General features: G+C 69.3%; 24 protein-coding genes, 2 tRNA genes and 2 pseudogenes. 19 read left to right on the top strand and 9 right to left on the bottom strand.

Translation table 11 applies throughout. The features are described 5' to 3' along the window. Window positions 1–15 precede the first annotated feature (15 nt). From recF to KBY32_RS15645, 6 genes are all read left to right on the top strand, one after another. A complete protein-coding gene (gene recF / locus KBY32_RS15620; protein WP_210980464.1) occupies window positions 16–1137 on the top strand; it encodes a DNA replication/repair protein RecF in 1122 nt (373 codons plus the stop codon). Continuing rightward, window positions 1134–1703 carry a DUF721 domain-containing protein gene (locus KBY32_RS15625; protein WP_210980465.1) on the top strand — a complete coding sequence of 190 codons (570 nt, stop codon included), beginning with the start codon at window positions 1134–1136 and terminating at the stop codon, window positions 1701–1703. Before recF ends, KBY32_RS15625 begins: the two co-directional genes overlap by 4 nt. A 465-nt stretch (window positions 1704–2168) precedes the next feature. Next, window positions 2169–4253, top strand: a complete 2085-nt coding sequence (gene gyrB / locus KBY32_RS15630) for a DNA topoisomerase (ATP-hydrolyzing) subunit B (RefSeq protein ID WP_055621065.1) — start codon at window positions 2169–2171, stop codon at window positions 4251–4253. Between the two features lie 42 nt (window positions 4254–4295). Next, a complete protein-coding gene (gene gyrA / locus KBY32_RS15635) occupies window positions 4296–6890 on the top strand; it encodes a DNA gyrase subunit A (protein ID WP_210980466.1) in 2595 nt (864 codons plus the stop codon). 18 nt (window positions 6891–6908) lie between these two features. After that, window positions 6909–7682, top strand: coding sequence for a DUF3566 domain-containing protein (locus KBY32_RS15640; protein WP_055621067.1), 774 nt, complete (start codon window positions 6909–6911; stop codon window positions 7680–7682). Window positions 7683–7794: 112 nt separating this feature from the next. After that, window positions 7795–7871, top strand: a tRNA-Ile gene (locus tag KBY32_RS15645). A gap of 55 nt (window positions 7872–7926) precedes the next feature. On the opposite strand, the pseudogene KBY32_RS15650 reads toward KBY32_RS15645, so the two are convergent. Continuing rightward, a pseudogene (locus KBY32_RS15650) lies at window positions 7927–8073 on the bottom strand (site-specific integrase); the annotation flags it as partial. On the opposite strand from KBY32_RS15650, the pseudogene KBY32_RS35430 reads away from it, so the two are divergent. Next, a pseudogene (locus KBY32_RS35430) lies at window positions 8063–8348 on the top strand (GntR family transcriptional regulator); the annotation flags it as partial. The pseudogenes KBY32_RS15650 and KBY32_RS35430 sit on opposite strands and share 11 nt — an antisense overlap. A 39-nt stretch (window positions 8349–8387) precedes the next feature. Here KBY32_RS35430 and KBY32_RS15655 read toward each other — a convergent pair. Both KBY32_RS15655 and KBY32_RS15660 read right to left on the bottom strand, forming a co-directional pair. Further along, a complete protein-coding gene (locus tag KBY32_RS15655; protein WP_210980467.1) occupies window positions 8388–9524 on the bottom strand; it encodes an FUSC family protein in 1137 nt (378 codons plus the stop codon). Window positions 9525–10093: 569 nt separating this feature from the next. Beyond that, on the bottom strand, window positions 10094–10525 hold the full coding sequence (locus KBY32_RS15660) for a hypothetical protein (RefSeq protein ID WP_247689501.1): 432 nt from the start codon (window positions 10523–10525) through the stop codon (window positions 10094–10096). Between the two features lie 139 nt (window positions 10526–10664). On the opposite strand from KBY32_RS15660, the gene KBY32_RS15665 reads away from it, so the two are divergent. Beyond that, on the top strand, window positions 10665–11405 hold the full coding sequence (locus tag KBY32_RS15665) for an AAA family ATPase (RefSeq protein WP_115504893.1): 741 nt from the start codon (window positions 10665–10667) through the stop codon (window positions 11403–11405). Between the two features lie 168 nt (window positions 11406–11573). Here KBY32_RS15665 and KBY32_RS15670 read toward each other — a convergent pair whose 3' ends face one another. Beyond that, window positions 11574–11951 (bottom strand): DUF6344 domain-containing protein, encoded by a 378-nt coding sequence (locus KBY32_RS15670; RefSeq protein ID WP_055621069.1) that lies wholly within the window; start codon window positions 11949–11951, stop codon window positions 11574–11576. 337 nt (window positions 11952–12288) lie between these two features. Between KBY32_RS15670 and KBY32_RS15675 the strand changes: the two genes are divergently transcribed. Further along, on the top strand, window positions 12289–12417 hold the full coding sequence (locus tag KBY32_RS15675) for a DLW-39 family protein (protein WP_003999697.1): 129 nt from the start codon (window positions 12289–12291) through the stop codon (window positions 12415–12417). A gap of 256 nt (window positions 12418–12673) precedes the next feature. Further along, window positions 12674–13993 carry a hypothetical protein gene (locus KBY32_RS15680; RefSeq protein WP_210980468.1) on the top strand — a complete coding sequence of 440 codons (1320 nt, stop codon included), beginning with the start codon at window positions 12674–12676 and terminating at the stop codon, window positions 13991–13993. 45 nt (window positions 13994–14038) lie between these two features. Here KBY32_RS15680 and KBY32_RS15685 read toward each other — a convergent pair whose 3' ends face one another. Together KBY32_RS15685 and KBY32_RS15690 are read right to left on the bottom strand one after the other, a co-directional pair. Continuing rightward, window positions 14039–15661, bottom strand: a complete 1623-nt coding sequence (locus KBY32_RS15685) for a serine/threonine-protein kinase (RefSeq protein WP_210980469.1) — start codon at window positions 15659–15661, stop codon at window positions 14039–14041. 183 nt (window positions 15662–15844) lie between these two features. Beyond that, window positions 15845–16393: a DNA-binding protein gene (locus tag KBY32_RS15690; RefSeq protein ID WP_210980470.1), complete on the bottom strand. Its 549-nt coding sequence runs from the start codon at window positions 16391–16393 to the stop codon at window positions 15845–15847. A gap of 182 nt (window positions 16394–16575) precedes the next feature. Between KBY32_RS15690 and KBY32_RS15695 the strand changes: the two genes are divergently transcribed. Further along, window positions 16576–16648 (top strand) — tRNA-Ala (locus tag KBY32_RS15695). Between the two features lie 518 nt (window positions 16649–17166). Here the strand turns inward: KBY32_RS15695 and KBY32_RS15700 are convergent. After that, window positions 17167–17865: a DUF5324 family protein gene (locus KBY32_RS15700; RefSeq protein ID WP_055621073.1), complete on the bottom strand. Its 699-nt coding sequence runs from the start codon at window positions 17863–17865 to the stop codon at window positions 17167–17169. Between the two features lie 327 nt (window positions 17866–18192). Between KBY32_RS15700 and KBY32_RS15705 the strand changes: the two genes are divergently transcribed. Next, window positions 18193–18726, top strand: a complete 534-nt coding sequence (locus KBY32_RS15705) for a peptidylprolyl isomerase (RefSeq protein ID WP_055621074.1) — start codon at window positions 18193–18195, stop codon at window positions 18724–18726. Between the two features lie 124 nt (window positions 18727–18850). After that, window positions 18851–19735, top strand: a complete 885-nt coding sequence (locus tag KBY32_RS15710; RefSeq protein WP_210980471.1) for a rhomboid family intramembrane serine protease — start codon at window positions 18851–18853, stop codon at window positions 19733–19735. 313 nt (window positions 19736–20048) lie between these two features. Here the strand turns inward: KBY32_RS15710 and crgA are convergent, their stop codons facing one another. Next, a complete protein-coding gene (gene crgA / locus KBY32_RS15715) occupies window positions 20049–20303 on the bottom strand; it encodes a cell division protein CrgA (protein ID WP_055621076.1) in 255 nt (84 codons plus the stop codon). 142 nt (window positions 20304–20445) lie between these two features. Between crgA and KBY32_RS15720 the strand changes: the two genes are divergently transcribed. The 6 genes from KBY32_RS15720 to KBY32_RS15745 are packed head-to-tail and all read left to right on the top strand — an operon-like array spanning window position 20446 to window position 24852. Further along, the gene (locus KBY32_RS15720) at window positions 20446–21222 is read left to right on the top strand and encodes a DUF881 domain-containing protein (protein WP_210980472.1); all 777 of its coding nucleotides are present in this window, start codon (window positions 20446–20448) and stop codon (window positions 21220–21222) included. Between the two features lie 18 nt (window positions 21223–21240). Then, on the top strand, window positions 21241–21942 hold the full coding sequence (locus KBY32_RS15725; RefSeq protein WP_210980473.1) for a class E sortase: 702 nt from the start codon (window positions 21241–21243) through the stop codon (window positions 21940–21942). A 53-nt stretch (window positions 21943–21995) separates the two neighbouring features. Then, window positions 21996–22157 carry a hypothetical protein gene (locus KBY32_RS15730; RefSeq protein WP_107096718.1) on the top strand — a complete coding sequence of 54 codons (162 nt, stop codon included), beginning with the start codon at window positions 21996–21998 and terminating at the stop codon, window positions 22155–22157. Further along, entirely contained in the window at window positions 22154–22792 is a 639-nt protein-coding gene (locus tag KBY32_RS15735) for an aminodeoxychorismate/anthranilate synthase component II (RefSeq protein ID WP_055621079.1), read from the top strand. The genes KBY32_RS15730 and KBY32_RS15735 overlap by 4 nt, the downstream gene beginning before the upstream one ends. Then, window positions 22789–24075, top strand: coding sequence for a class E sortase (locus tag KBY32_RS15740; protein WP_210980474.1), 1287 nt, complete (start codon window positions 22789–22791; stop codon window positions 24073–24075). Before KBY32_RS15735 ends, KBY32_RS15740 begins: the two co-directional genes overlap by 4 nt. Window positions 24076–24081: 6 nt before the next feature. Further along, window positions 24082–24852, top strand: a complete 771-nt coding sequence (locus tag KBY32_RS15745) for a class E sortase (protein ID WP_210980475.1) — start codon at window positions 24082–24084, stop codon at window positions 24850–24852. A gap of 62 nt (window positions 24853–24914) precedes the next feature. On the opposite strand, the gene pknB is transcribed toward KBY32_RS15745, so the two are convergent. Beyond that, window positions 24915–26903: a Stk1 family PASTA domain-containing Ser/Thr kinase gene (gene pknB / locus KBY32_RS15750; RefSeq protein WP_210980476.1), complete on the bottom strand. Its 1989-nt coding sequence runs from the start codon at window positions 26901–26903 to the stop codon at window positions 24915–24917. Window positions 26904–26931 lie beyond the last annotated feature (28 nt).

The following is a 26931-nucleotide window of genomic DNA, read 5'->3' on the forward strand; positions in this document are numbered from 1 at the left end:
GGTCGGCGAACGACCATGCATGTCACGCATCTTTCGCTGGCCGACTTCCGCTCGTACGCCCGGGTCGAGGTCCCGCTCGACCCGGGCGTCACCGCGTTCGTCGGCCCCAACGGGCAGGGCAAGACGAACCTCGTCGAGGCCGTCGGCTACCTCGCCACCCTCGGCAGCCATCGCGTCTCCTCCGACGCCCCGCTGGTGCGCATGGGCGCCGACCGCGCGATCGTCCGGGCCCAGGTGCGGCAGGGCGAGCGCACCCAGCTGGTCGAGCTGGAGCTGAACCCGGGCAAGGCCAACCGCGCCCGTATCAATAGATCGTCGCAGGTCAGACCACGTGACGTACTCGGCATCGTACGGACCGTCCTGTTCGCCCCGGAGGATCTCGCGCTGGTCAAGGGCGACCCCGGCGAGCGCCGGCGGTTCCTCGACGAGCTGATCACCGCCCGCTCCCCGCGGATGGCGGGCGTCCGATCCGACTACGAGCGTGTGCTCAAGCAGCGCAACACCCTGCTGAAGTCCGCCGCGCTGGCCCGCAGGCACGGCGGCCGGTCCATGGACCTGTCCACCCTGGACGTCTGGGACCAGCACCTCGCGCGCGCCGGCGCGGAACTGCTCGCCCAGCGCCTCGACCTGATCGCGGCGATCCAGCCGCTGGCCGACAAGGCGTACGAGCAGCTGGCCCCCGGCGGCGGCCCGGTCGCCCTGGACTACAAGCCGTCCGCCCCCGGTGAGGCGCACACCCGCGACGACCTGTACGAGCAGCTGATGGCGGCGCTCGCCGAGGCCCGCAAGCAGGAGATCGAACGCGGCGTCACCCTGGTCGGGCCGCACCGCGACGACCTGCTGCTCAAGCTGGGCCAGCTGCCCGCCAAGGGGTACGCCTCGCACGGGGAGTCCTGGTCGTACGCGCTGGCGCTGCGCCTGGCCTCCTACGACCTGCTGCGCGCCGAGGGCAACGAGCCGGTGCTGCTCCTCGACGACGTCTTCGCCGAGCTGGACAGCCGTCGCCGGGAGCGCCTGGCCGAGCTGGTCGCGCCCGGCGAGCAGGTCCTCGTGACCGCCGCGGTCGACGACGACGTACCGCATGTGCTGAGCGGGGCGCGGTACGCCGTGTCCGAGGGGACGGTGGAGCGCGTATGAGCGACCGGCCGTCCGAGAAGGAATCCGCCGGCTCGTCCGGCGACGCGGCGCCCGGCAAAACGCCCGAGCCCTCCGGAATCGACCTCGCGCGCGTGGCGCTGCGCGCGGCCAAGGAGCAGGCACGCGCGCGTGGCGACGCGGCCCACCAGAAGAAGCAGGCGCGGCGCGGGGGCGGCCTGCGCTCCGGCGCGCGGGCCGACGGACGCGATCCCCTCGCGCTCGGCGCGGCCATCAACCGCCTGATCACCGAACGCGGTTGGGAGACCCCGGCCGCCGTGGGCGGCGTCATGGGCCGCTGGCCGGAGATCGTCGGCGAGGACGTCGCCAAGCACTGCGTACCCGAGCGGTACGACGAGGGCGAGCGGGTCCTGGTCGTGCGCTGCGACTCCACGGCCTGGGCGACGAATCTGCGGCTGCTCGCGCCGACGCTGGTCGCCCGCCTGAACGAGGACCTGGGCCACGGGTCCGTCCGCCAGATCAAGGTGCAGGGCCCGGGAGGCCCCGCCCGCCGCTACGGCCCCCTGCGCGCCCCCGGCAGCACGGGCCCGGGCGACACCTACGGCTGAGCCGGGCCCGCCGGAGTGTCCGGATCGCCCGGCTGAAAAGCCCCCGAAACAGCCGTCACACGGGTCCCGAAGCCCTCTTCCGGCGCAGGTGACAGACATCACATCACCACCTCTCCGCAGCCCCGAAACGACGTCCGCGAGCCGTTCGTCGTACAACCGCACGCGGTTGCGAATCGTGAGGTGACTCCGAAGTAGCCAAGGGTTGACGGCTCGAAGCGCTGAGTGCCGCTGTGAGCCTCTTGGAGCCCCCTTCCGTATATCGGGAGTCCTCCGAGCCGGGTTCAGGGCGGCACATGCGGACTCAGGTACCGGCAAACCCCCATCACTGTCAGCGCTACCGGTAGACTGGAGGACAATCCCGCCCCAGTCGTGGGGACCGTCCGGGACACGCTGAGCAACGCTGATCAAGGCTTACCAACGCAACATGCCGCAGCCGCTCCGGCAACCCGCCGACGAGCTTGGCTCGTGCTGTGCCAGAAAGGGCGCTTCGTGGCCGATTCCGGCAACCCCAACGAGAACATTCCGTCCACCGACGCCGGCGCCGACGGCGCGGGCGCTTCGCCGAGCCCCGAGGTCTCCTCCTCGTACGACGCGAGCGCCATCACCGTCCTCGAGGGCCTGGACGCGGTTCGCAAGCGACCCGGTATGTACATCGGTTCGACTGGCGAGCGCGGACTGCACCACCTCGTGCAAGAGGTCGTCGACAACTCCGTCGACGAGGCTCTGGCCGGTTACGCGGACACGATCGACGTGACGATCCTGGCCGACGGCGGTGTCCGCGTCGTCGACAACGGCCGTGGCATCCCGGTGGGCATCGTCCCGTCCGAGGGCAAGCCGGCCGTCGAGGTCGTCCTGACCGTGCTGCACGCGGGCGGCAAGTTCGGCGGCGGCGGCTACGCGGTCTCCGGCGGTCTGCACGGCGTCGGCGTGTCCGTGGTGAACGCCCTGTCCACCAAGGTCGCCGTCGAGGTCAAGACGGACGGCTACCGCTGGACGCAGGACTACAAGCTCGGCGTCCCGACCGCCCCCCTCGCCCGGCACGAGCCCACCGATGAGCACGGCACGTCGGTCACCTTCTGGGCCGACCCGGACATCTTCGAGACCACCGAGTACTCCTTCGAGACGCTCTCGCGGCGCTTCCAGGAGATGGCGTTCCTCAACAAGGGCCTGCGCATCCGGCTCACCGACGAGCGCGAGTCGGCGAAGGCGACCTCCGGCGCGGACGAGGCGGGCGCCGACGAGAAGGCCGAGGTCAAGTCGGTCGACTACCACTACGAGGGCGGCATCGTCGACTTCGTGAAGTACCTCAACTCCCGCAAGGGGGACGTGGTGCACCCCACCGTCATCGACCTGGAGGCGGAGGACAAGGACAAGCTCCTGTCCCTCGAGGTCGCGATGCAGTGGAACAGCAGTTACACCGAGGGCGTCTACTCCTTCGCGAACATCATCCACACCCACGAGGGCGGTACGCACGAAGAGGGCTTCCGCGCCGCGCTGACCTCGCTGATCAACAAGTACGCGCGCGACAAGAAGCTGCTGCGCGAGAAGGACGACAACCTCACGGGCGACGACATCCGCGAGGGTCTGACGGCGATCATCTCGGTCAAGCTGAGCGAGCCTCAGTTCGAGGGCCAGACGAAGACGAAGCTGGGCAACACCGAGGTGAAGACCTTCGTCCAGAAGGTCGTCTACGAGCACCTGGCGGACTGGCTGGACCGCAACCCCAACGAGGCCGCGGACATCATCCGCAAGGGCATCCAGGCCGCCACCGCGCGCGTGGCCGCCCGCAAGGCGCGCGATCTGACGCGCCGCAAGGGCCTGCTGGAGACCGCGTCCCTGCCGGGCAAGCTCTCCGACTGCCAGTCGAACGACCCCACCAAGTGCGAGATCTTCATCGTCGAGGGCGACTCCGCCGGCGGCTCGGCCAAGTCCGGCCGCAACCCGGAGTACCAGGCGATCCTCCCGATCCGCGGCAAGATCCTCAACGTCGAGAAGGCGCGGATCGACAAGATCCTGCAGAACCAGGAGATCCAGGCGCTGATCTCGGCCTTCGGCACCGGTGTGCACGAGGACTTCGACATCGAGAAGCTGCGCTATCACAAGATCATCCTGATGGCGGACGCCGACGTCGACGGCCAGCACATCAACACCCTGCTGCTGACGTTCCTGTTCCGCTTCATGCGTCCGCTGGTCGAGGCCGGGCACGTCTTCCTGTCCCGTCCGCCGCTCTACAAGATCAAGTGGGGCCGCGACGAGGTGGAGTACGCCTACTCCGACCGTGAGCGCGACGCGCTGCTGGAGCTGGGCCGCCAGCGCGGCAAGCGGGTCCGCGAGGACTCCATCCAGCGCTTCAAGGGTCTCGGCGAGATGAACGCCGAGGAACTGCGCGTGACGACCATGGACCAGGAGCACCGCGTCCTCGGCCAGGTCACGCTCGACGACGCCGCCCAGGCCGACGACCTGTTCTCGGTCCTGATGGGCGAGGACGTCGAGGCCCGGCGCCAGTTCATCCAGCGCAACGCCAAGGACGTCCGCTTCCTCGACATCTGAGTCGGTCTCAGCTGACCGCACCAGGAAGGATCTTCACCAGCAATGGCCGACGAGAACACTCCCGTCACCCCTGAAGAGGGCGGCGTCATCGCCCAGCGTGTCGAGCCCGTCGGGCTCGAGACGGAGATGCAGCGCTCGTACCTCGACTACGCGATGTCCGTCATCGTCTCGCGTGCGCTGCCCGACGTCCGGGACGGCCTCAAGCCCGTCCACCGCCGCGTCCTGTACGCCATGTACGACGGCGGCTACCGCCCCGAGCGCGGCTTCTACAAGTGCGCGCGCGTCGTCGGCGACGTCATGGGCAACTACCACCCCCACGGCGACTCCTCCATCTACGACGCCCTGGTGCGCCTCGCCCAGCCGTGGTCGATGCGCATGCCACTCGTCGACTCCAACGGCAACTTCGGCTCGCCGGGCAACGACCCGGCGGCGGCCATGCGCTACACCGAGTGCAAGATGGCGCCGCTGTCGATGGAGATGGTCCGCGACATCGACGAGGAGACCGTCGACTTCACGGACAACTACGACGGCCGCTCCCAGGAGCCGACCGTCCTGCCCGCCCGCTTCCCGAACCTGCTGATCAACGGCTCGGCCGGTATCGCGGTCGGCATGGCGACCAACATCCCGCCGCACAACCTGCGCGAGGTCGCCGCCGGCGCCCAGTGGTACCTGGAGAACCCCGAGGCCTCGCACGAGGAGCTGCTGGACGCGCTCATCGAGCGCATCAAGGGCCCCGACTTCCCGACCGGCGCCCTCGTCGTCGGCCGCAAGGGCATCGAGGAGGCGTACCGCACCGGCCGCGGTTCCATCACGATGCGCGCGGTCGTCGCGGTCGAGGAGATCCAGAACCGCCAGTGCCTGGTGGTCACGGAGCTGCCCTACCAGGTCAACCCGGACAACCTCGCGCAGAAGATCGCCGACCTGGTGAAGGACGGCAAGATCGGCGGCATCGCGGACGTCCGCGACGAGACGTCGTCCCGTACGGGCCAGCGCCTGGTGATCGTCCTCAAGCGGGACGCGGTCGCCAAGGTCGTCCTGAACAACCTGTACAAGCACACGGACCTGCAGACGAACTTCGGCGCGAACATGCTGGCGCTCGTCGACGGCGTCCCGCGCACGCTCTCCCTGGACGCGTTCATCCGCCACTGGGTGACGCACCAGATCGAGGTCATCGTCCGCCGTACGCGCTTCCGGCTACGCAAGGCCGAGGAGCGGGCGCACATCCTGCGCGGTCTGCTGAAGGCCCTGGACGCCATCGACGAGGTCATCGCGCTGATCCGGCGCAGCGACACCGTCGAGATCGCGCGCGGCGGCCTGATGGAGCTCCTGGAGATCGACGAGATCCAGGCCAACGCCATCCTCGAGATGCAGCTGCGCCGACTGGCGGCCCTGGAGCGCCAGAAGATCATCCAGGAGCACGACGAGCTGCAGGCGAAGATCACCGAGTACAACGAGATCCTCGCGTCCCCGGTCCGCCAGCGCGGCATCGTCAGCGCGGAGCTGGCCGCGATCGTCGAGAAGTTCGGCGACGACCGCAAGACCATGCTGGTGCCCTACGACGGCGACATGTCCATCGAGGACCTCATCGCCGAAGAGGACATCGTGGTCACCGTCAGCCGGGGCGGCTACGTCAAGCGCACCAAGACGGACGACTACCGGGCGCAGAAGCGCGGCGGCAAGGGCGTGCGCGGCACGAAGCTGAAGGAAGACGACATCGTCGACCACTTCTTCGTCTCGACGACGCACCACTGGCTGCTGTTCTTCACCAACAAGGGCCGGGTCTACCGGGCCAAGGCGTACGAGCTTCCGGACGCCGGCCGGGACGCGCGCGGGCAGCACGTCGCGAACCTGCTGGCCTTCCAGCCGGACGAGGCGATCGCCGAGATCCTCGCGATCCGCGACTACGAGGCGGCGCCGTACCTGGTGCTGGCCACGAAGGCCGGCCTGGTCAAGAAGACGCCTCTGAAGGATTACGATTCGCCGCGTTCCGGCGGTGTCATCGCGATCAACCTCCGTTCGATGGAGGACGGTTCCGACGACGAACTGATCGGCGCCGAACTGGTCTCGGCCGACGACGATCTGCTTCTGATCAGCAAGAAGGCCCAGTCGATCAGGTTCACCGCCACGGACGAGTCGCTGCGGCCCATGGGCCGTGCCACCTCGGGTGTCAAGGGCATGAGCTTCCGCGAGGGCGACGAGCTGCTCTCGATGAATGTTGTTCGACCCGGTACGTTCGTGTTCACTGCCACCGACGGCGGGTACGCGAAGCGGACCAACGTCGACGAGTACCGCGTCCAGGGTCGCGGCGGCCTCGGCATCAAGGCCGCCAAGATCGTCGAGGACCGCGGGTCTCTCGTCGGCGCGCTGGTGGTCGAGGAGACCGACGAGATCCTCGCCATCACGCTCGGCGGCGGTGTGATTCGTACGCGAGTCAACGAGATCAGGGAGACGGGCCGTGACACCATGGGCGTCCAACTGATCAACCTCGGCAAGCGCGATGCCGTCGTAGGTATCGCACGCAACGCCGAGGCGGGACGCGAGGCGGAGGAGGTCGACGGCGACGTGGCCGTCGACGAGACCGCCGAGGGGGACGCGACCACCGGCACGGACGAGGGTGACGCGCCCTCTGCCGAGTAGCACGAGGAGTGAGTCATCGTGAGCGGAGCCACGGGCACCGGATCGTCCGGTATCCCGGCCGGTTCTCCGGCCGGTTCGGAGACGGGCGGCGGCGGTCGTGGCTCCGCCGCGCAGGCGGCGGACACCCACACCACGCAGCTGAAGGCGATCAAGTCGTCGCCCGCGAAGGGCGCGCCGGCGCCCGACGCTTCTGGATCCCAGGGGGGAACCGTGACGGACACCTATGCGGCCGGTGGGGGCCCGGCCGCCCCGGGGGGCGGGCAGCCGCAGGCGTCGCCCCTGCCGGGTGAGCGCCAGCCTCAGCAGGCCGGCGGTCCGTACCACCCGCCGCAGGCCTACCCGCCGGCCGGCGGGGCCCCCGCGGGCGCTGCTCCGGCGGGCGCGGTCCGCAAGCCGCGCACCGGGGCGCGCACGACCCCGCGCACCCGCAAGGCCCGGCTCCGGGTCGCCAAGGCGGACCCGTGGTCGGTGATGAAGGTCAGCTTCCTGCTGTCCATCGCGCTGGGCATCTGCACGATCGTCGCGGCCGCGGTGCTGTGGATGGTCATGGACGCCATGGGTGTCTTCTCCACGGTCGGCGGCACGATCTCCGAGGCCACCGGCTCGAACGAGTCGAACGGCTTCGACCTGCAGTCCTTCCTGTCGCTGCCGAACGTCCTGCTGTTCACGTCGATCATCGCGGTCATCGACGTCGTCCTCGCGACGGCGCTGGCGACGCTCGGCGCGTTCATCTACAACCTCTCCGCGGGCTTCGTGGGCGGCGTCGAGCTGACCCTCGCGGAGGACGAGTGAGGCAGGGCTCCGGCCCTGCCCCCCGCCCCTCCGAGAACCGATTTTGGGACTGCCCGTGTCGTGCGCTAATGTTCAGGAGTCAGCGCGCGGGAGACACACCGCAGAGCGCGGCGGGGCTATAGCTCAGTTGGTTAGAGCGCATCCCTGATAAGGATGAGGCCACAGGTTCAAATCCTGTTAGCCCCACCAGCGAAAAGACCCCCAGTCGATACCGGCTGGGGGTCTTTGACATCCACGGCTGACATCAGCCGATGAGTGGGTCTTCCCGTAGCTCGGCGAGCATGCCCACCGCTTCGCGCTCACTGTCGCCCACGACGTGTGTGTAGACGTCCATGGTCATGCTGATCTGACTGTGCCGGAGGATCGCCTGAGCGACCTTTGGGTGCACCTCGTCGTATCGCGGACACGGCACGGTCGTACGGCAGCGGGTTCCGCTGAAGCGGCTCGGCATTGCCAGGTACGACAAGGCCAAGTGGCGCGACGGCGATGAGGTGGCGTTCATCGCGGACCGGGTGGCCTCTGGGCGCGGGTACCGCCGGAACGAGCAGACTCAGACCGTCAGCCTGGTCGAGGCCCCGCCGGTGGTCGCAACCGCGCACGGACGTCCCCGAGGGCGCCGAGGTCTATGCGAGGGCGCGCCTGGTGAAGGAAGGCGATCAGCCGACCCTGATCGGTCAACCTCGCCCCTAAAGCGGTCGTATGGTCTCAGGTCGTCTGTCGTGGTGTTTTGGCGTTGCGTTTGGCGAGCAGGCCGGCCAACAGCATGACGATCAGGCCGATCCCCACGCCACACAGGGTCCACAGGACCCGGTAGCCCTCGGCCGCGTAGTCGGAGGGCTGGGGCAGGTCCACCAGGATGAGTGCTCCCGCGGCGATGGCCGCGGTGTAGAACGCGTAGTTCCAGAAGCGGATGCCCGCCCCGTGCATGAGCAGGACGAGCGCCACCACCTCGAGGCCGCGTTCGACCGCGAACAGTCTGAGTCCGGTCTCGTTCACGGGCACCAGCAACAGCAGTGAGGCCGCGCAGGCACCGATCAGGGCGCCGACGAGCCGCTGTGCGCTGACGAGTGTGGCCTGTTCCAGGTTCGGTTTCATCGCGATGATGGCGGCGATCGAGATCCAACTGCCGTGTGACAGGTCCAGTCCGTACGCAAGCGCCAGGGTGCCGGCGATGACCAGGGCACGGATCACAGCGAACATGATCAGCGGGGGAGTCAGTTTCTTTCGCGAGGTGTCGCCGGGGAGCTCCGGGAAGAGCTTGGGCGAGTCGGTGCGTCCGCGGATCAGCCACCACAGGAACGTCACCAGGATCCACAGGGCGGCCCCGCCGGTCCAGGCGAGCACCTGGGCCCAGGTGTAGCTGGTGATGTGGCTCGACTTGTCGAGGCCCACTCCCAGGGCGACGGCGATGATGAACCAGATGTTGAGCAGCAGGGCGTTGACGAACCTGCGGGCCCCGAACGCGGCGGCCAGGCCAGCCGCCAGGGTGACCAGGAACGCGGCGAGCACGAGCCAGCCCCAGGCGTCCGCCGCGATGCCGAAGCCCAGCGCGGTCACCCCGGCGCCGATCAGCGCGAACAGTGAGGTGTCGAACGCGCGGTGCCCGTAGCGGCCGCCCGGATCGGCCAGGGCCGTGAACAGCACACCGAAGAGCGCGCTGAGCAGGTACTGCTCGTAGCCGATCGCCCAGAAGACGAATAACGGCACCACCGTGATATCCAGGACCATCACTGCTCGCGGCCAGTTGAGCCCGGTGGTGTTGCGCTCGAACACCTTCGACAGCCAGCCCGCGGCCTTCCCTCGGTGAACGGGCTGTGTCGCCCGCTCGCTCTCGTCGGCCACGACCACTCTCCCTTGCTCAAGCGCCGAATGTGCCGCTTTCGTGCCGAATTCTCCTGTTCATGCCATCGGCGCGCCGCTGTTGCTGGTGCCTGCGAGTGAACCTGGGCTCGGGCCATCTGCGATGGAGCAATGAGCCGGGCTCGCCCGGGTGTCGCGGGAGGGAAAACGCCCGAGATGTTCGTCCGCCACGCTCAGACCTGCCATGACCGACGTTTCGGATCGGCGCTTCGCGAGGTCGCCCGTCAAGTCTGCGAAATGGGCACGCCCGTGATCCCCGTAGGGCCAGGCCTCAACGACGTACTGCCGTAGAGGAGAGTCGTCAAGTGCGAGCTGATGTCTGACACCAGTGGCTGACACCAACGGGAGCGAACAACCCCGGCCGACGCTGAACCTCGGCGGACCATCAGTCCAGGCCCCGAGCCCTTTGACCCAGCACGCCCGCCCGGCGTGATCGACCTGATAAGGATGAGGCCACAGGTTCACATCCTGTTAGCCCCACCAGCGAAAAGACCCCCGGACCAGTGGTCCGGGGGTCTTTTGTTCGGCCGAGCAATGGAGACCACGGGCGGTCACCAGCCGCCCTCGGGGTCCGTGTGGAACCGGGTCAGGGCGAAGATGACCAGAAGGTCCAGCACCATCATGGGGAGCGCCCAGAGCGGGTAGTACGGGACGAACATGAACTGGGTGATCAGGCTGATCCCCGCCGCGGCCGCGCCGACTCCGCGGCCCCAGCTCTGGTTCGTCACGACCCCCATGCCGCCGATGACGAGGGCCAGGCCGACGATGATGTGGATCCAGCCCCAGGCGGTCAGGTCGAAGCGGTAGGCGTACAGGGAGGCGGCGAACAGGTTGTCCGCGGCGATGCCGGACGCCCCCATGAGGATGCTGAGCGGCCCGCTGAGCATCATCACGGCCCCGGCGAACAGGGACGCGCCGCTGAGCCTCGCACTGCCGTTCGGCCCCCTGCCCCCCTGTCGTGTCTCGTCCGCCAATCCAGCCATAGCCGTCACCTTCCTGTACGGCGCGCTCGACAGCCGTGCCACGTCGGCCACGCTCCTCTGTCAGGATCACCGCGATCCCCCGGCACCGCGACCGCAGCCCGTGGAGGCCGTTGTCAGTGGTGGGTGGGAGGGTGACGGGGTGATCGTCGAACGGGCCTATGCGCATGTCACCGAGGGCGAGGCGAGCGGAGGGCGATGGCCGTGGTCGATGCCGTGTGTGCGGCAGCTGCTGGAGGAGGGCCTGACGTTCTCCGCGCCCGTCACATTCCTGGTGGGGGAGAACGGCTCTGGGAAATCGACGCTGGTCGAGGCGCTGGCGGAGGGATTCGGCCTGGACTCCTGGGGCGGGTCCGCGGGCTACAAATACGCCAGTGCCCGCGAGCCCTCGGAGCTGGGCGCGCGGGTGCGGTTCGAGGCGACGGCGGCCGGCCGGCGCATGCTGCGCGGGTCTCGGACGCGCCGCAGGGGTTTCTTCCTGCGGGCGGAGACGGCGCTGGACGCGCTGGGCCGGGAGCAGACGACGGGAAGGCTCTCGGGAGCCGTGGACGAGATGAGCCACGGCGAAGGCTTTCTGATGGCCTTCCGCGAGCGTTTCGAGGGGCCCGGGCTGTACGTCATGGACGAACCCGAGGCCGCGCTGTCCTTCTCTTCCTGTCTTCAACTCGTCGGGCTGCTGCATCACCTGGGGCGTTCCGGCGCGCAGATCATCTGCGCCACGCACTCACCCGTGCTCACGGCGCTACCCGGCGCCGAGATCATCGAGGTGGGTGACCACGGAATGCGTCCCGCCGAGTGGCGGGATCTGGAGCTCGTCTACCACTGGCGTCGGTATCTCAACGACCCGTGGGCCTATCTACGGCACATCGTCGAGGCGGAATGACGTCCGTCCGCCGTAGCCGGGGGCGTCGTTCTGCGTCGTTCACCGCTGCGTCGTACTGCGTACTGCTGTGCTGCGTCCGTACTGCGTACTGCTGCTGCTTGTGATGCGTCACGTCTGTTCCTGCTGTCCTGCGGTCGCAGGGGCTGTCGCTCGGGCGGGGCCGAGAGGTCAGCGTTGGTGTGGCACCAGGGGCTGGGCCGGCGAGGCGGCGGTGGCGCATTCGCGGGTCGCCGGGACCGATGCGGCCGATTCGGTGTCCTCGAGGGGCCGGTGGCGGCAGCTCGGGGTCTTTCCATGGGCCTCTGCCCGGATGCGCTGCTTCATCGTGGGAGGCAGGGCCCTGGCGTAGGACCATGCCCAGTGCGGCGGTGCCGGAACCGCCACCTCCGCGCTGCGGTCGCTGTCGTCGCGACCGGTGTTGCGGGAGGTCTCGGTCTGCGGCGAGGCCGCGGCGGCGGTGTTGGAGACGAAGCCGAGCGCCGTGAACAGCGCCAGGAAGGCGGAGACGATGGCGGTCCACAGGTTCATGACCTTGTTCCTGGTCATGGCCCCTCACTTTCAGGTTGGGCGATTTGCGTACTTTCCTCATGATGTGTATGTGGGCCGCGAAGTCATGGACCGACGCCCGTGGCGCGTCGATCTTCAGATGAACAGCACTCGAATGGGCGCATGAGTCGCGAACACTGGCAAAAGTGGCGGGAAGCCGACAAAGTCACCCTCTGTCCGGAGGTGATCACTCTCCGGTCCGGAGTCGGTTCGTCCCCATCTACTGGGGTGTGCCGGGCGGCAGTTGAGCCCCCACGCAGGTCACCGATCGGTCTCGGCCGGTGTGTATAGTCGGGCGCCAGAGGTCCCCTACGTCAAGGAAAGACGAGGTCGCGCGGTGAAGAAGCTTCTCCTGGTCGCACTGGCCGCCATCGGCGGGCTCCTCGTGTACCGCCAGATCCAGGCGGATCGCGCCGAGCAGGATCTGTGGACGGAGGCGACTGACTCCGTGCCCACGGGTTCGTGAGCCGTCACTACGGATTCGACACAGACCCCGGCCGCCGACGCGGCCGGGGTTTCGTGTGTTCGGAGCAACGCACGGCGGCTCGTCCTCGAGTTGCGGAAGCCGATCACTGCGTCTAGACGCCGCTGTTTCGGACGGGCGTGCGCATTGCGGGGGCGCCGGGCGGCCGGGCTGGGCAGGATGGGCGACGGTCCGGAAGACGGCGAAGGGGTGGCGCGTGATGAGGCGGCGTACGGGGGCACGGCAGGGGGCGCGTCCGGTGCGTCACGCGTTCCGTGCGCGGTCGGCCGCCGTAGGGGCGCTGCTGCTGTGCACGACGGCCGCCCTGCCGGCGCCCACGGCCCTGGCCGCCGGGTCGCCGGGACCGTACGGTTTCGCCCCTGACGCCACCAGCGTCACCGGCGCCCCCACCCCGGCCGGCGCGAAGCCCCTCACCGCCGGGACGACGTACCGCAGTTCGCTGCCCGGGGACGGGCCCGTGCACTACTCCCTCGACCTCGACGCCACCTCCGACACCTACGTCTCCGCCACTGCCGCACCCGACCCCGGCAGCACCGTCTCCGCGGGTGAGGGCGTCAAGGTGACCGTGCAGGACGCCGCCGGCCGTTCCTGCTCGTTCGACACCGAGACCTTCGGCGTCGTCCGCAGCGCCCGGCCGATCGCCGCCTGGGGCGCCCGCGAGGTCTCCGCCGACCGGCCCCGCTGCAAGACGGCGGGCACCTATCACGTCGTCGTCGAGCGCGTCGGTACGCCCGTGAGCGCGCCGGACGACTGGGACCTGGAGCTGTTCGTCGTCTCGGAACCGGCGCTGCGGAAGCCCGTCGCCGCCGAGGTCCCGGAGGCCTGGAACTCGCAGACGCCCCGGCCCGCCACCGGTGACGCCGTTCCGCGTGAGGGCGGCTCGGGCTTCGCCTCGGCGGTGCCCGTCGGCCCGGGCGTGTGGACCTCCGGCATCGAGCCCGGCGGCACGCTCTTCTACCGGGTGCCCGTCGGCTGGGGCGGACAGCTCTCCGCCACGGCCGAACTGGGCGCCACCGACAGCGGTGGCGGCTATACGACCGGTGCGCTGAGCCTTGAGCTCTACAACCCCGCGCGCGGGTTCGTCGACGACGTGGCCGCCAACTACGCCGGGCGTCGCCGGGAGGCCGCCTCGCTGCCGCCCCTGCCGCCGGTCGCGTACGAGAACCGGTACGCCGGCCCGGACCGGCTCGGCGCCATGCGGTTCGCCGGGTCCTACTACCTCGTGGTGCATCTGGCGTCCGAGGTGGCCGAGAAGTTCGGCGACGGGCCCTTCGACGTGGCCCTGCGTGTGCGGGTGGACGGATCGGAGAAGTCCGCGCCCGACTATGCGGGGGAGTCCCGGCCGGACGACGTCTTCGAGGCCGCGCCGGTGGACCTGGACCTGGGCGAGGTCACGGGGGGTGCGTCTTCGGGCGGTACGGCGGGCGGCGGCGGCAGCGGACGTGGGGATGCCGCGATGACCGTGCTGGCGGTGAGCGGCATCGGCACCGGGACCGCGCTGCTGGGGGTGCTCGGGGTGTGGAGCGTGGTCGCGCGCCGGAGGCTCGGGGGCTCGTAGGGGCGCCCGGACGTTCAGGGGGCGCGAGCAGCTCCCCCGGAGGCCTCAGATCTGGCTGAGCGCCCAGAACCCCACCGCGTAGCAGGCCAGCGCCAGCAGCAGGAGCGGGATGGCCACCCTGGCCGGGGGACCGGGACGGCGGGTGGCGCGGTGGCCGCCACGCGGGCGGGGCTGCGCAGGGGGCGGCGAGGAGAAGGGAACCTGCTGGCTCTGAGCGGTGTATGAAGCAGTAGAGGCATCGACGCGGTGATACGGCGTCGGCGTCGGGGTGGCCGTGGGTGTGGGACTGGGCGTGGGTGTCGGGGGGTCCGCGGGGGCCGGGGGCCGGTACGGGTACTGGGGGACGGGGGATCGATGGGCGGCGAGGTCGCGGGTGTGCTCGGGGGTGTACTCGTGGGGTGGCGCCGGCGCCGTGGCGCGGGCGGTGCTCACGGTGGGGTCCGGCGGGGGGAGCTGGAAGCTTCCGGTGTCCGACATGTTCGGGAGCCGATGGCCGCCGCCGGAGGGCGAGGGGTCCGTGGGCGTCGGGGTGCCCTGCCGCTGCGGTGGTTCGGGGCGGTGCGGGGGCGGGGCCGGTACCGAGGCGGACGGCACGGGGGGAGCGACGGCCGGTGGAGCCGGTATGGGAGGTGGCGAGGCGGGCGGCGACGGGACGGGACGGGGCGGCACGGAGGACTGCTGATGCCCGGTCAGGGATGCCGCGTGGCCGGTGCCGGCCGGTCCGGGCCGGTCCACGCGGAGGGCGCCGGAGCCGGTGCCTGTTCCATCGATGACGCCGGGCGCGCGCGTCTGGGGTCCGTCCGGGCCGAATCCGCCGGGCAACGGCCCGAGCTGGTCGAAGATCTCGATCAGCTCGTCGTCGGGACCGGGTTCCGGCAGCAGCTCGGCCGCCGACGCCAGGGCCTTGCGCGCGCCGGTGGCGGTGCGGAACCGCGCGTCCGGATCGGGCTGGAGCAGCGTCGCCACGACCTGCCACAGCGGTTCGGGTATCCCTTTGGGCGCACCCGGTGTGCCGTGCTCGGTGAAGTACTGCACCAGCGCCTTGGCGTCCGGCTTGGCGCCCTCCAGCAGATACAGCGCCACCAGACCCACGGCGAACAGATCCGCCGGGAAGTCCGGGTCAGAGCCGAGGAGTTGCTCCGGAGCGAGGTAACCGGGCGTCCCCACCACGAGGTTGGTCTCGGTCAGCCGGGGTTCGCCCAGCCGCATGGCGATGCCGAAGTCGGACAGCCGCAGGCGTGGCCGGGCCGTCCCGGTGGCCTCCAGGAGCACGTTCGCGGGCTTGATGTCACGGTGGACCACACCCTCGGCGTGCACGGCCGACAGTCCCGACAGGAGCTGGTCGATCAGGGTGCACACGAACGAGGGCGGCAGGGGCCCGTAGTCGCCGATGAGGTGGACGAGCGAACCGCCGCCCACCAGGTCCATGGTGAACAGCACCTTGTCGTCGTCGGCGGCCCAGCTGGCCGGCGCGAGCACATGGGGGTGGTCGATCCGCAGGGCCTGTTCCCGGACGAACCGCAGCAGCGAGTGCGCGTCGCTCTGCTGGAGCACCTTGGCCGCGACATACCGGCGGCGGCGGTGGTCCCAGGCACGCCAGACGGCACCGACGCCTCCGCGCCCGATCGGGTCGACCAGTTCGTACCGGCCGGCGAAGACCTCACCCATGGCTGTGCGTCGCTCCTCCCCCTGCGGTCATCCCCCTTGCCTCCCCCGCGAAGCGCGATACGACTCCTCCCGCGCGGCTTCCCGTGGGGCGCTGCCCTCGCAAGCACCCGAGGGCGGTCGTCGCCCGGGTAGCCGTCGGCCCGGTCGCCGAACCCCCTTCGGCGACCGGGCCTCGGGCTCAGCTCAGCTCTGGTGCGACTGGTAGTGCGCGACCGCGTCGGACGTCCGGCCGGCGCCGTACACCCGGAGGAACTCTGCCAGTTCCGGGTGGGTCCCGGCGAGACTGTCGGCGGCCTCGATGATGTCGCCGGCGGCAGCGACCGAGCGCAGCAGCGACTGGATCTCGCGGACCACCCGCTTCACGGTGGGCGCGCCCGAACTGGTCGTCGTCTGTGTGGTGTTGCTGAGCACCGAGCCCCCCTGCGACTTCTTGATCTCCTCCATGCGCTCGGTGGCCTCGGCCGCGCTGACGCTGCCGTCAGCGACCTGCCCCGCCAAGTCCTGCAGCAGCTGCACCCGCTGGACCACGGCGGGATTGCCGATCTTCGCCCGCTGGCCGCTCATCAGCTGCGACAGCATCGGCGCGGACAGTCCCAGCACCCCCGCGAGACGAGCCTGGTTGAGACCAAGATCGTCGATGAGCCTACGGAAGAGCGTCCCCAGCGGCTCCCCGTACCAGTTCCGCTGCAGATCCCGCGCTCTTGCGGTGGCTTCCTGCTGTGCGGCGTCCATTGCGTCTCCCCATCGCTTCCCCAAAACCGTGGTTCGCTGTAGCGAACCACGTCGAGCATCTTACGGAGAGTGGTTGTGCATCGGGACCCCCCATCTTTTTTGCGAGATACGGGGCGCGACCCGGTAGTCTGGTCTGCGGTAGCCGACGGAACGCGCTCGTTCCGGACGGATACTCGTCTTCCGGGGCCTTAGCTCAGTTGGTAGAGCGCTGTCTTTGCATGGCAGATGTCAGGGGTTCGACTCCCCTAGGCTCCACTTCCCGGACCGGCCGGCACCCTCGTGGGCGCTGGCCGGTTTCGTCTGTCCAGCCACCTTCTCACCGCCCGCTTCACCGTGACGTGTGTCACCGGCGTGAGGTCCGTGGTGACGTTGCGCATATTTGCGCAAACACTCTCGACGCCTTCGGCCCAGGTGTGGACGCCTTCGATCAAGAGGGCGCCGGCAGCCGTGCGGAGGGTTCCGGTAACCGTGTGAGCTGGTCTTCAGGCGATCAGGTAATCAGAAGGGTGCGTTCCGTTAGGGGAGCTTGTGTGGAGCTCACGCACACAAGTCGTTGCAAACGTCATCGCAAGGCGAGGGTGCGAACACAGCCGCTTCACAGCTTCGAGCGGTAGCCGATGGCGCTCGATGACGGCCGATCTCCGACGAGTTGTCTCCTACAGGAGCCCATGTTCCACGTGAAACACCGCCAGGGGGCGGGAGACCTCAAGTCTCCCGCCCCCTGGCGGTGTTGGAACATGTGTGGAACGGGCCGGAGATGACCGACGCTCAGATCACTTGCCCTCGTCGCGCCGGGCCGCCTCCTCGGCTTCCTTCGCCTGGACCTCGGGGTCCAGCACGCTCTGGTCCGTGCCGTCCACCGACGTCAGGCGGTTGGACTCCGGTACCTCGGTCGCGGCGGGAGGCTCGACCAGCCAGTCCGGGTTGGCCTGCTTGTCCCACCACTTCCAGGCGGCGAAGGCGCCGCCCGCGAGAATGCCGAAGACGGCCAGCGCCTTCGCGACGCGGCCGGCCTTGGCGCGCCGCTGATGCTTGCGCACCAGCTTCTGCACGTCCTTCGCAGTGAGCTGACCGCGCAGCGCGGCCAGTGCGGCGGCCCCACGAGCGGCCGCCTCGTCCCTGACGGGTCCGGCCGCGGCAACCGCCTGCTCTAGCCTGGGCCGGGAGTACTCGGCGGCCTGCAGGGCCGCCTTTCGGGTGCGGAGCGCCGCCTCCTGGGCGGCCTGGTCGACCTTCGGCGGCACATGGGCGCGGGCTTGCTCCAGGCGCGGGGCGACGTGGACGCCGTACTGCGCGCGGGCCTGCTCGGTGGCCAGCGTCACCTTGGGCGCGAGCCGTACGCGTGCCTCGTGTGCGTAGTGGGCGGCCCTGTCCTTGGCGGTGTCGGCGTAGGGCGCCACCACTTCCGCGGCGTGCAGCACGCTGTCCTTCGCCGAGCCGGTCGCGGCGCGCACGCTGTCGATGCGGGTCACGGGTTCCTCCTCCTCGGTGGCGTACGGTAATTCGACTTTCCACCCTTTTACGGATCATGCCTGCCAAGACGTGGAGCGGCATGTGTGGGCGGGCATTCGGGTGCCGTCGAAAAGTGATCGAGCGGAATAACAGATCAATATGGGGCAACGGTGGCTTGTCGTCGACAATGCCACGGTTCGCCGTGTCGCGCCCCCGCCACGGGAGTACTCGGCGCGTTTTCCGCAAGCGATCTGCCCGGTCGGGTGCCGGTTGCCGGGCGCCGGGCCACCGTGAGGGCCGTCCGTGCGAGGATCGAGGGATCACAGGACGACGACGGAAGGCAGATCGTGGCCGAGCAGCTCTACGCCACCCTGAAGACCAACCACGGCGACATCGCGGTGCGGCTTCTTCCCCACCACGCGCCGGTCACGGTCAGGAACTTCGTCGAGCTGGCCCAGGGCGAGCGTGAGTGGACCAACCCCACCACCGGTGAGAAGTCCACGGCCCCGCTCTACGACGGCACTGTCTTCCACCGCGTCATCAGCGGCTTCATGATCCAGGGCGGTGACCCGCTGGGCAACGGCACCGGCGGCCCCGGCTACCAGTTCCAGGACGAGTTCCACCCCGACCTGGCCTTCGACAGGCCGTATCTGCTGGCCATGGCGAACGCCGGTCCCGGCACCAACGGCTCGCAGTTCTTCATCACCGTCGCCCCGACGACCTGGCTGAACCGCAAGCACACGATCTTCGGTGAGGTCGCCGACGCGGCCGGTCAGAAGGTCGTCGACACGATCGCCTCGGTGCAGACGAACCCGCGCACCGAGCGTCCGGTGAACGACGTCGTCATCGAGTCCGTCGTGATCGAGACGCGCCAGGGCTGAGGCGGGTGTCGTCCGCGTGGACGCCCGACACCTCCCGCTGGGAACCAATCGCCCCGCTCGTCCGTAAGGATGGGCGGGGCGGTGTATGAGTCTGTGCGCCGCGGACGACGACCTAGGGGAACCGATGGACCAGCCGGTGGGTAGCCCGCAGGACGCCCAGAGCCTGCCCGTCTGCTATCGCCACCCGGACCGCGAGACCGGTGTCCGCTGCACCCGCTGCGACCGGCCCATCTGCCCGGAGTGCATGATCAGCGCCTCCGTCGGCTTCCAGTGCCCCGAGTGCGTCCGCACCGGCTCCGGCACCGGCCACGCCCCGGACGCCGCCCGGCCCCGCACCCTCGCGGGCGGCAGCATCGCCGCCGATCCCCGCCTGGTCACCAAGATCCTCATCGGGATCAATCTCGCAGTGTTCATCGCCGTGAAGGCGAGCCCCTCCCTGCTGCACGACCTCTACCTGATCGGTACCTGGCCGCCCGCCCCCTTCCAGATCACCTCGGGTGTCGCGGACGGGGAGTGGTACCGCCTGGTGACCTCGATGTTCACGCACGAGGCGATCTGGCACTTCGGTTTCAACATGCTCAGCCTGTGGTGGCTCGGCGGCCCGCTCGAGGCGGCGCTCGGCCGGGCCCGCTATCTCGCGCTCTACTTCGGCTCGGGGCTCGCCGGCAGCGCCCTCACCTATCTGCTGGCCGCGCCGACCACGGCCTCGCTCGGGGCGTCCGGCGCGATCTTCGGCCTGTTCGGTGCGACGGCCGTGCTGATGCGCCGCCTCCAGTACGACATGCGCCCGATCATCGCCCTGCTGGTGATCAACCTGATCTTCACCTTCGGGTGGAGCAACATCGCCTGGCAGGCCCATATCGGCGGTCTGGTGGCCGGTGTCGTCATCGGGTACGCCATGGTCCACGCCCCGCGGGAGCGCCGCTCGCTGATCCAGTACGGCACGGTCGCCGGGGTCCTCGCGGTGGCCGTTCTCCTGACGGTGCTCAGAACCCTTCAGCTCACCTGAGCGGCGGGTCCTGTCACCTGAGACGCACAGTTGTCCACAGCGGGTGGCGGATCTTGTGCACAGTGTGCGGACAGCGAGTCGCCCCCTGCTGCGAACCAACGTTTCCGCAGGTCAGACAGGGGGCGAACAAGCTTTCGATAGATCATGATCACCGGTAGTTCCGTCACACCGGCGTCAATGCCCAGTGGGTTATCCACAGATCGTCGTTCTTTTTCAACACTGTGGAAAACCGCTGTGGATAACTCAGTGGATAGCCGTGGGCAGAGCTGCGTTCACCGCGAGGCGACCGCGGCTTCACGCCCTTCTCAGGCCGTCACTTCCACTGCGTGGAGACACCGAATCCGGCGGCGATGAATCCGAAGCCCACCACGATGTTCCAGTTGCCGAGCGCGTCGATCGGCAGGGAACCGTCGGTCACATAGAAGACGACGATCCAGGCGAGACCGATGACGAACATGGCGAGCATGACCGGCGCGACCCATGTCCGGCTGGTCAGCTTGATGGCGGTCGCCTGCTTCGACGGCGGCGGCGTGTAATCGGCCTTCTTGCGGATACGTGACTTCGGCACGAGGGTCTCTCCTGTCGATGCGCTGCGTGGCCGCGCAGGGAACTGGGGTCGGGCTCGGGGCAGCGTACAAGGGGACACTGTGGGCTCCCCCGGGCGTCCGTTAGCGTAGTGCTTCCGCGGCGCCGAAGGAGATAAGGGTACGTTGAGCAATTCTGCCGACTCCCCCGGTACGGGATCCAGCCCTGTCCGTGGCCGATTCCGTCCGGTGCGCGTGCTCACCGCGGCTGTCTTCGCCCTCGCGGGCCTCATCTTCTTCACCAGTTTCAGCACCGCCAGGGGCACCGACATCCGTACGGACGCCTCGCTGCTGAAGCTCTCCGACCTCATCCAGGAGCGCAGCCACGAGAACGGCCGGCTCGACGAGACCAACGCGGCCCTGCGCGAGGACGTGGAGGCGCTCGCCGAGCGGGACGACGGCAGCACCAAGGCCGAGGACGCCAAGCTGACCGCGCTGGAGGCGCGGGCCGGGACGCAGAAGCTGACGGGCGAGGCGATCACCGTCACGCTCGACGACGCCCCGCCGGACGCCACCGCCAAGCTCCCCGGCTATCCCGAGCCCCAGCCGGACTACCTGGTCATCCACCAGCAGGACCTCCAGGCCGTGGTCAACGCGCTGTGGGAGAGCGGCGCCAAGGGGATCAAGGTCATGGACCAGCGGCTGATCTCCACGAGCGCCGTGCGCTGTGTCGGCAACACCCTGATCCTCCAGGGCCGCGTCTACTCCCCGCCGTACAAGATCACGGCTGTCGGGGACCCGGAGAAGATGCGGCAGGCCCTCGCGGCCTCGCCGGCGATCCAGAACTACATGCTCTACGTCAACGTCTACGGGCTCGGCTGGAAAGTCACCGAGGACGGGACGGTGACTCTGCCGGGCTACTCGGGCACAGTGGATCTGCAGTACGCCAAGCCCGTGGAGTGAGCCTCACTGGAGCTGCCGGTGCGCGTCGTCGTCAGGACCGTCAGCGAGCTCTGCGTCACCGTCGGCACGGTGATCGTCCTCTTCGTCGTCTACGTGCTGTTCTGGACCGGCGTACGGGCCGACACGGTCATGGACGACCAGATCGACCAGTTACAGGAGCGGTGGGCCAAGGCCGCCGTGCGGCCCTCGGCGTCCGGGGCCCCCGGCGCCCCGCAGACGCCCGCGAGCCCGCCGGAGCCCGACCCCTACACGGCGGACAAGCCCTTCGCGATCATGTACATCCCGCGGCTTGGTTTCACGTGGAACAAGCCGGTGCTCGAGGGCACCGCCACCAAGACCCTGAAGAAAGGGCTTGGGCACTACGCGAACACCGCCCAGCTGGGACAGAAGGGCAACTTCTCGGTCGCCGGGCACCGGCGCACCTACGGCGACCCCTTCAAAAACTTCCCCCGGCTGCGCCCGGGTGACGCGGTGGTGCTGACGGACGGAACCTCATGGTTCACGTACAGGATCGACAAAGGCCCCTACAAAACAGTGCCCTCCGACATTGAGGTGATCGACCCTGTGCCGCGTAAGTCGGGGTATACGCGTGAGGGCCGCTATCTGACGCTGACCACGTGCGATCCCGAGTGGGGGCACAGTCACCGGCTGATCGTGTGGGCCCACCTGGACTCCACGCAGCCTGTGGAGGCCGGGAAACCGAAGGCCCTGCGCCGTTAGTCTGGTGACCGTACGGCGTGATTCTGGTGCCGTGGTGCGACGGAAGGGACGGCATGTACGGCTGGATCTGGCGGCATCTGCCGGGGAACGCATGGGTGAGGGCGTTGATCTCCCTCGTGCTGGTCATGGCCGTGGTCTACGTCCTCTTCAACTACGTCTTCCCGTGGGCCGAACCGCTGCTGCCCTTCAACGATGTGACGGTGGACAACCAGTGAGCGCGCGCATCCTCGTCGTGGACAACTACGACAGCTTCGTCTTCAACCTGGTCCAGTACCTCTACCAGCTGGGCGCCGAGTGCGAGGTCCTGCGCAACGACGAGGTCTCCACGGCCCACGCCCAGGACGGCTTCGACGGCGTCCTGCTCTCACCGGGCCCGGGCACGCCCGAGCAGGCCGGGGTCTGCGTCGACATGGTCCGGCACTGCGCCGCGACCGGCGTCCCGGTCTTCGGCGTCTGCCTCGGCATGCAGTCCATGCAGGTGGCGTACGGCGGTGTGGTGGACCGGGCCCCGGAGCTGCTGCACGGCAAGACCTCGCTGGTCGAGCACGAGGGCAAGGGCGTCTTCGCGGGGCTGCCGACGCCGTTCACCGCCACCCGCTACCACTCGCTGGCCGCGGAGCCGGCGACCGTGCCGGCCGAGCTGGAGGTGACGGCCCGCACCCACGACGGCATCGTGATGGGCCTGCGCCACCGTGAACTGGCGGTCGAGGGAGTGCAGTTCCACCCCGAGTCGGTGCTGACCGAACACGGGCACCGGATGCTGGCCAACTGGCTGGCCGCATGCGGCGACGAGGGCGCGGTGGCGAGGTCGGCGGGGCTCGCCCCGGTGGTGGGCAGGGCCACGGCGTGACCGCGCTGCGCCCCGAGCGCGAGTCCGGCACCGCCTACGGGCAGTCCTCCGGGGACTCCTACGGCGGGGCCGGCGACCAGGGCACCTCGTACGGGCAGCAGCCGTACGGGGACCCCGGTGCGCACGGGGACTGGTACGGCGGCGCGGCGTCCGCCGCCGCGGACCAGGGCGGCGGTTACGGCGCCGACGGCTACGGCAGCGAGCGGTACGGGGCGCAGACGTACGGCGCGGAGACGACGTACGGCGCGGAGGCGTACCAGGAGCCGTACGCCCAGCCGCAGCACACTCAGCCGCAGCACACTCGGCCGCAGCACCCGCAGCACGTCCGACAGGAGCAGCCGGCGTACATACCGCCGCCGGACGACGAGACCGTGGCGCTGCGGATAGCCGACACCGCTGCCGCCGCCGGATCGCGTTCTGCCGCCCGTTCCGCGGAGGCCGCCGACGATTCCCCCATGGGCGGCCGTGCGGCCCGCAGGAAGGCCGCCAAGCGGCGTCACGGACGCCGTGGCGCCGGCCGGCCGGACGCGGCGGCCGCGGAGGCGGACCAGGACGCCCCGGGAGCCCCCCGCTCGCGCCTGGAGGCCCGACGGCAGGCGCGCGCCCGCCGGACCAGCCCGGCCACGCTGGCGAGCCGGGCCATCGGCGAGGTGTTCATCACCACCGGCGTGCTGATGCTGCTCTTCGTGAGCTACCAGTTGTGGTGGACGAACATCCGGGCGCACGCACAGGCGGACAAGGAGGCCAGCAGCCTCCAGAACGACTGGGCGAGCGGCAAGCGCAACCCGGGCAGCTTCGAGCCGGGCCAGGGCTTCGCCCTGCTGCACATCCCCAAGCTGGACGTCGTCGTCCCGATCGCCGAGGGCATCAGCAACAAGCAGGTGCTCGACCGGGGCATGGTCGGCCACTACGGCGAGGGCAAGCTCAAGACGGCGATGCCGGACGCCAAGACCGGCAACTTCGGGCTGGCCGGGCACCGCAACACCCACGGCGAGCCGTTCCGGTACATCAACCGGCTCACTCCGGGCGACGACATCGTCGTGGAGACGCAGGACAAGTTCTTCGTGTACAAGATGGCGTCGATCCTGCCGGTGACCTCGCCGAGCAACGTCAGGGTGCTGGAGCCGGTCCCGCCGGGATCGGGGTTCACCAAACCGGGCCGCTACATCACGCTCACCACGTGCACGCCGGAGTTCACCAGTAAGTACCGAATGATCGTCTGGGGCAAGATGGTCGAGGAACGGCCGCGCAGCAAGGGCAAGCCGGATGCGCTCGTCAGTTAAGGGCAGATGAACGTGGCAGCGACCACCGACGACACCGAGTACGCGGACCGCTCCGCGACGCGTCAGTCCCCGCGCCGGCCGGAACGCCGCCGGCTGGGTCCCGTCGCGGCGGTGATCAGCGTCTTCGGCGAACTCCTCATCACGGCGGGCCTGGTGATGGGCCTGTTCGTCGTCTACTCCCTGTGGTGGACGAACGTCCTCGCGGACCGCGCGGCCGACAAGGAGGCCGACAAGGTCCGGGACAACTGGGCGCACCAGGACGACGGTTCCGGGCGCCCGGCCGAGTTCGACTCGGGGGCCGGCATCGGCTTCCTGCACGTCCCCGCGATGACCAAGAGCGAGATCCTCGTCGAGAAGGGCACGACGGCGAAGATCCTCAACGACGGGGTGGCCGGGTACTACACCGACCCGGTCAAGGCGACGCTGCCGACGTCGGACAAGAAGGGCAACTTCTCCCTCGCGGCGCACCGGGACGGGCACGGCGCGAAGTTCCACAACATCCACAAGCTCGCCGAGGGCGATCCGATCGTCTTCGAGACGAAGGACAAGTGGTACGTCTACAAGGTCTACTCGGTGCTACCCGAGACCTCGAAGTACAACGTCCAGGTCCTCGGTGACGTCCCGAAGGAGTCCGGGAAGACCAAGGCGGGCCACTACATCACCCTGACGACCTGCACCCCGATCTACACGAGCCGCTACCGGTACGTCGTGTGGGGCGAACTGGAGCGCGTCGAGAAGGTCGACGAACAGCGCACGCCGCCGGAGGAGCTGCGCTGATCCGGACGTGAAAGAGCCCCGGTGTCCTGGAGAGGACACCGGGGCTCTTCTATGCGGTGCTGTCAGCCGAAGGGGCCGCCGTTGTTGCCGCCTCCGTTGTTGTCCCCGCCGCCGAAGCCGACCGTGGTCAGCTTGACCGTGGTCTTCGCGGGGTCGACCTGCTGGCCGGCGTTGGGGTCCTGCCGGACGACGAGGGCGTTGTCGTTCTGGTCGCTGCCGTTCTCCAACTGGATGTTCGTGAACCCGGCCTGCGCCAGGGTCTGCTTGGCCTGGCCGAGCGTCTGACCGACGACGTTGGGCATCTGCGCCTTCTGCGCGGCCTGCTTGCCGATCTGGATGGTCACCGTGGAGTTCTTGTCGACCTTGCTGCCGGCCGTCGGGGACGTCGAGATGACCTTGCCGACCTGGTTCGGGTCCTGGGTCTCGACCTCGGTGCAGTTGCCGGTCAGGTCGCTGTCCTGCATCTGCGCCTTCGCCTCGTCACAGGTACGTCCGACGACGTCCGGGACGGTCGACTGCACCTGCTCCTTCGCGACGGTCAGGGTGATCGTGGAGCCCTTCTCGACCTCTTCGCCGCGCTGCGGGTCCTGATCGAGGACGGTGCCGGGCTCCTCGGCGGAGACCTCACGCGTCTCGGTCTTGATCGTGAACTGGAAGTCGTCGCCCTCGAGCTTCTCCCGGGCGTCCTCCAGGCTGATCCCGATCACGCTCGGCACCGTCACCTTCGGGGCGCCCGTGGACACCACGACGTCGACGGTGGAGCCCTTGTCGACCTCTCTCTTGGAGTCGGGGCTCTGCGAGCAGATCTTGCCCTTGGGCTGGTTCTCGCACTCGTCCTTCTTGACCTCGCCCAGCTTCAGATCGACGTTGGCGAGGAGCTCCCGGGCGGCGTTCTCGCTCTCGCCGATCAGGCTCGGGACGGCCACGGAGTCGTTGCTCGCGGTGTTGCCGTCGAAGACCCACTTGCCGATGAGGATGGCGCCCACCAGGACCAGCACGGCGGCGACCGCCAGCAGGATCGTGGAGGTGTTGGACTTCTTCTGCCGGCGCCGGTCGACGCGGTCGTCGTAGCCGAAGCCGCCGTCGTCCGGGTTCATGGGCGGCAGCATCGACGTGGCGCCGGCGTCCTGCTGGCGCAGGGCCGTCGTCGGCTGGTCGTCGGGGTAGCCGCCGTAGCCCACGGACCCCATCGCGGCCGTGGCGGCGACGGGCTGGCCGTCGAGGCAGGCCTCGATGTCGGCACGCATCTCGTCGGCCGACTGGTACCGGTAGTTCGGGTCCTTCGTCAGGGCCTTCAGCACGATCGCGTCCATCTCGGGCGTGATCTCGGGGTCGAAGACCGACGGGGCCTGGGCCTCCTCCCGTACGTGCTGGTACGCGACCGCGACCGGGGAGTCGCCGACGAACGGCGGACGGACCGTCAGGAGCTCGTACAGCAGACAGCCGGTGGAGTACAGGTCCGAGCGGGCGTCCACCTGCTCGCCCTTGGCCTGCTCCGGCGAGAGGTACTGGGCGGTGCCGATGACGGCCGCGGTCTGCGTCATCGTCATCCCGGAGTCACCCATGGCGCGGGCGATGCCGAAGTCCATGACCTTGACCTGGCCGTTGCGCGTCAGCATGACGTTCGCAGGCTTGATGTCCCGGTGGACGATGCCGTTGCGGTGGGCGTACTCCAGACCCTGGAGGATGCCGATGGTCATCTCCATCGCCCGCTCAGGCAGCAGCTTGCGGCCGCTGTGAAGGAGCTCACGCAGCGTGGACCCGTCGACGTACTCCATGACGATGTACGGGATCGACACGTTGTCGATGTAGTCCTCGCCCGTGTCGTAGACCGCCACGATCGCGGGATGGTTGAGCGAGGCGGCCGACTGGGCCTCCCGGCGGAACCGGGCCTGGAAGGACGGGTCGCGCGCGAGGTCCGCCCGCAGCGTCTTCACCGCCACGGTGCGGCCGAGCCGGGTGTCATGCGCGAGGTAGACCTCCGCCATGCCACCACGACCGAGCACCTGGCCCAGTTCGTACCGGCCGCCGAGGCGACGCGGCTCTTCCATAGCTACCTACCAGCCCTCTCCGTCGGTC

The organism is Streptomyces sp. RK62, from assembly GCF_018070255.1.
Taxonomy (GTDB): domain Bacteria; phylum Actinomycetota; class Actinomycetes; order Streptomycetales; family Streptomycetaceae; genus Streptomyces; species Streptomyces nigra.

Coding starts and splice junctions, on each gene's coding strand:
- gyrA (WP_210980466.1), top strand. CDS start 4,296: ATGGCCGACGAGAACACTCCCGTCACCCCTGAAGAGGGCGGCGTCATC.
- KBY32_RS15685 (WP_210980469.1), bottom strand. CDS start 15,661: ATGGGTGAGGTCTTCGCCGGCCGGTACGAACTGGTCGACCCGATCGGG.
- KBY32_RS15690 (WP_210980470.1), bottom strand. CDS start 16,393: ATGGACGCCGCACAGCAGGAAGCCACCGCAAGAGCGCGGGATCTGCAG.
- recF (WP_210980464.1), top strand. CDS start 16: ATGCATGTCACGCATCTTTCGCTGGCCGACTTCCGCTCGTACGCCCGG.
- KBY32_RS15730 (WP_107096718.1), top strand. CDS start 21,996: ATGTACGGCTGGATCTGGCGGCATCTGCCGGGGAACGCATGGGTGAGG.
- pknB (WP_210980476.1), bottom strand. CDS start 26,903: ATGGAAGAGCCGCGTCGCCTCGGCGGCCGGTACGAACTGGGCCAGGTG.
- KBY32_RS15625 (WP_210980465.1), top strand. CDS start 1,134: ATGAGCGACCGGCCGTCCGAGAAGGAATCCGCCGGCTCGTCCGGCGAC.
- KBY32_RS15710 (WP_210980471.1), top strand. CDS start 18,851: ATGGACCAGCCGGTGGGTAGCCCGCAGGACGCCCAGAGCCTGCCCGTC.
- KBY32_RS15660 (WP_247689501.1), bottom strand. CDS start 10,525: ATGGCTGGATTGGCGGACGAGACACGACAGGGGGGCAGGGGGCCGAAC.
- KBY32_RS15670 (WP_055621069.1), bottom strand. CDS start 11,951: ATGACCAGGAACAAGGTCATGAACCTGTGGACCGCCATCGTCTCCGCC.
- KBY32_RS15745 (WP_210980475.1), top strand. CDS start 24,082: ATGAACGTGGCAGCGACCACCGACGACACCGAGTACGCGGACCGCTCC.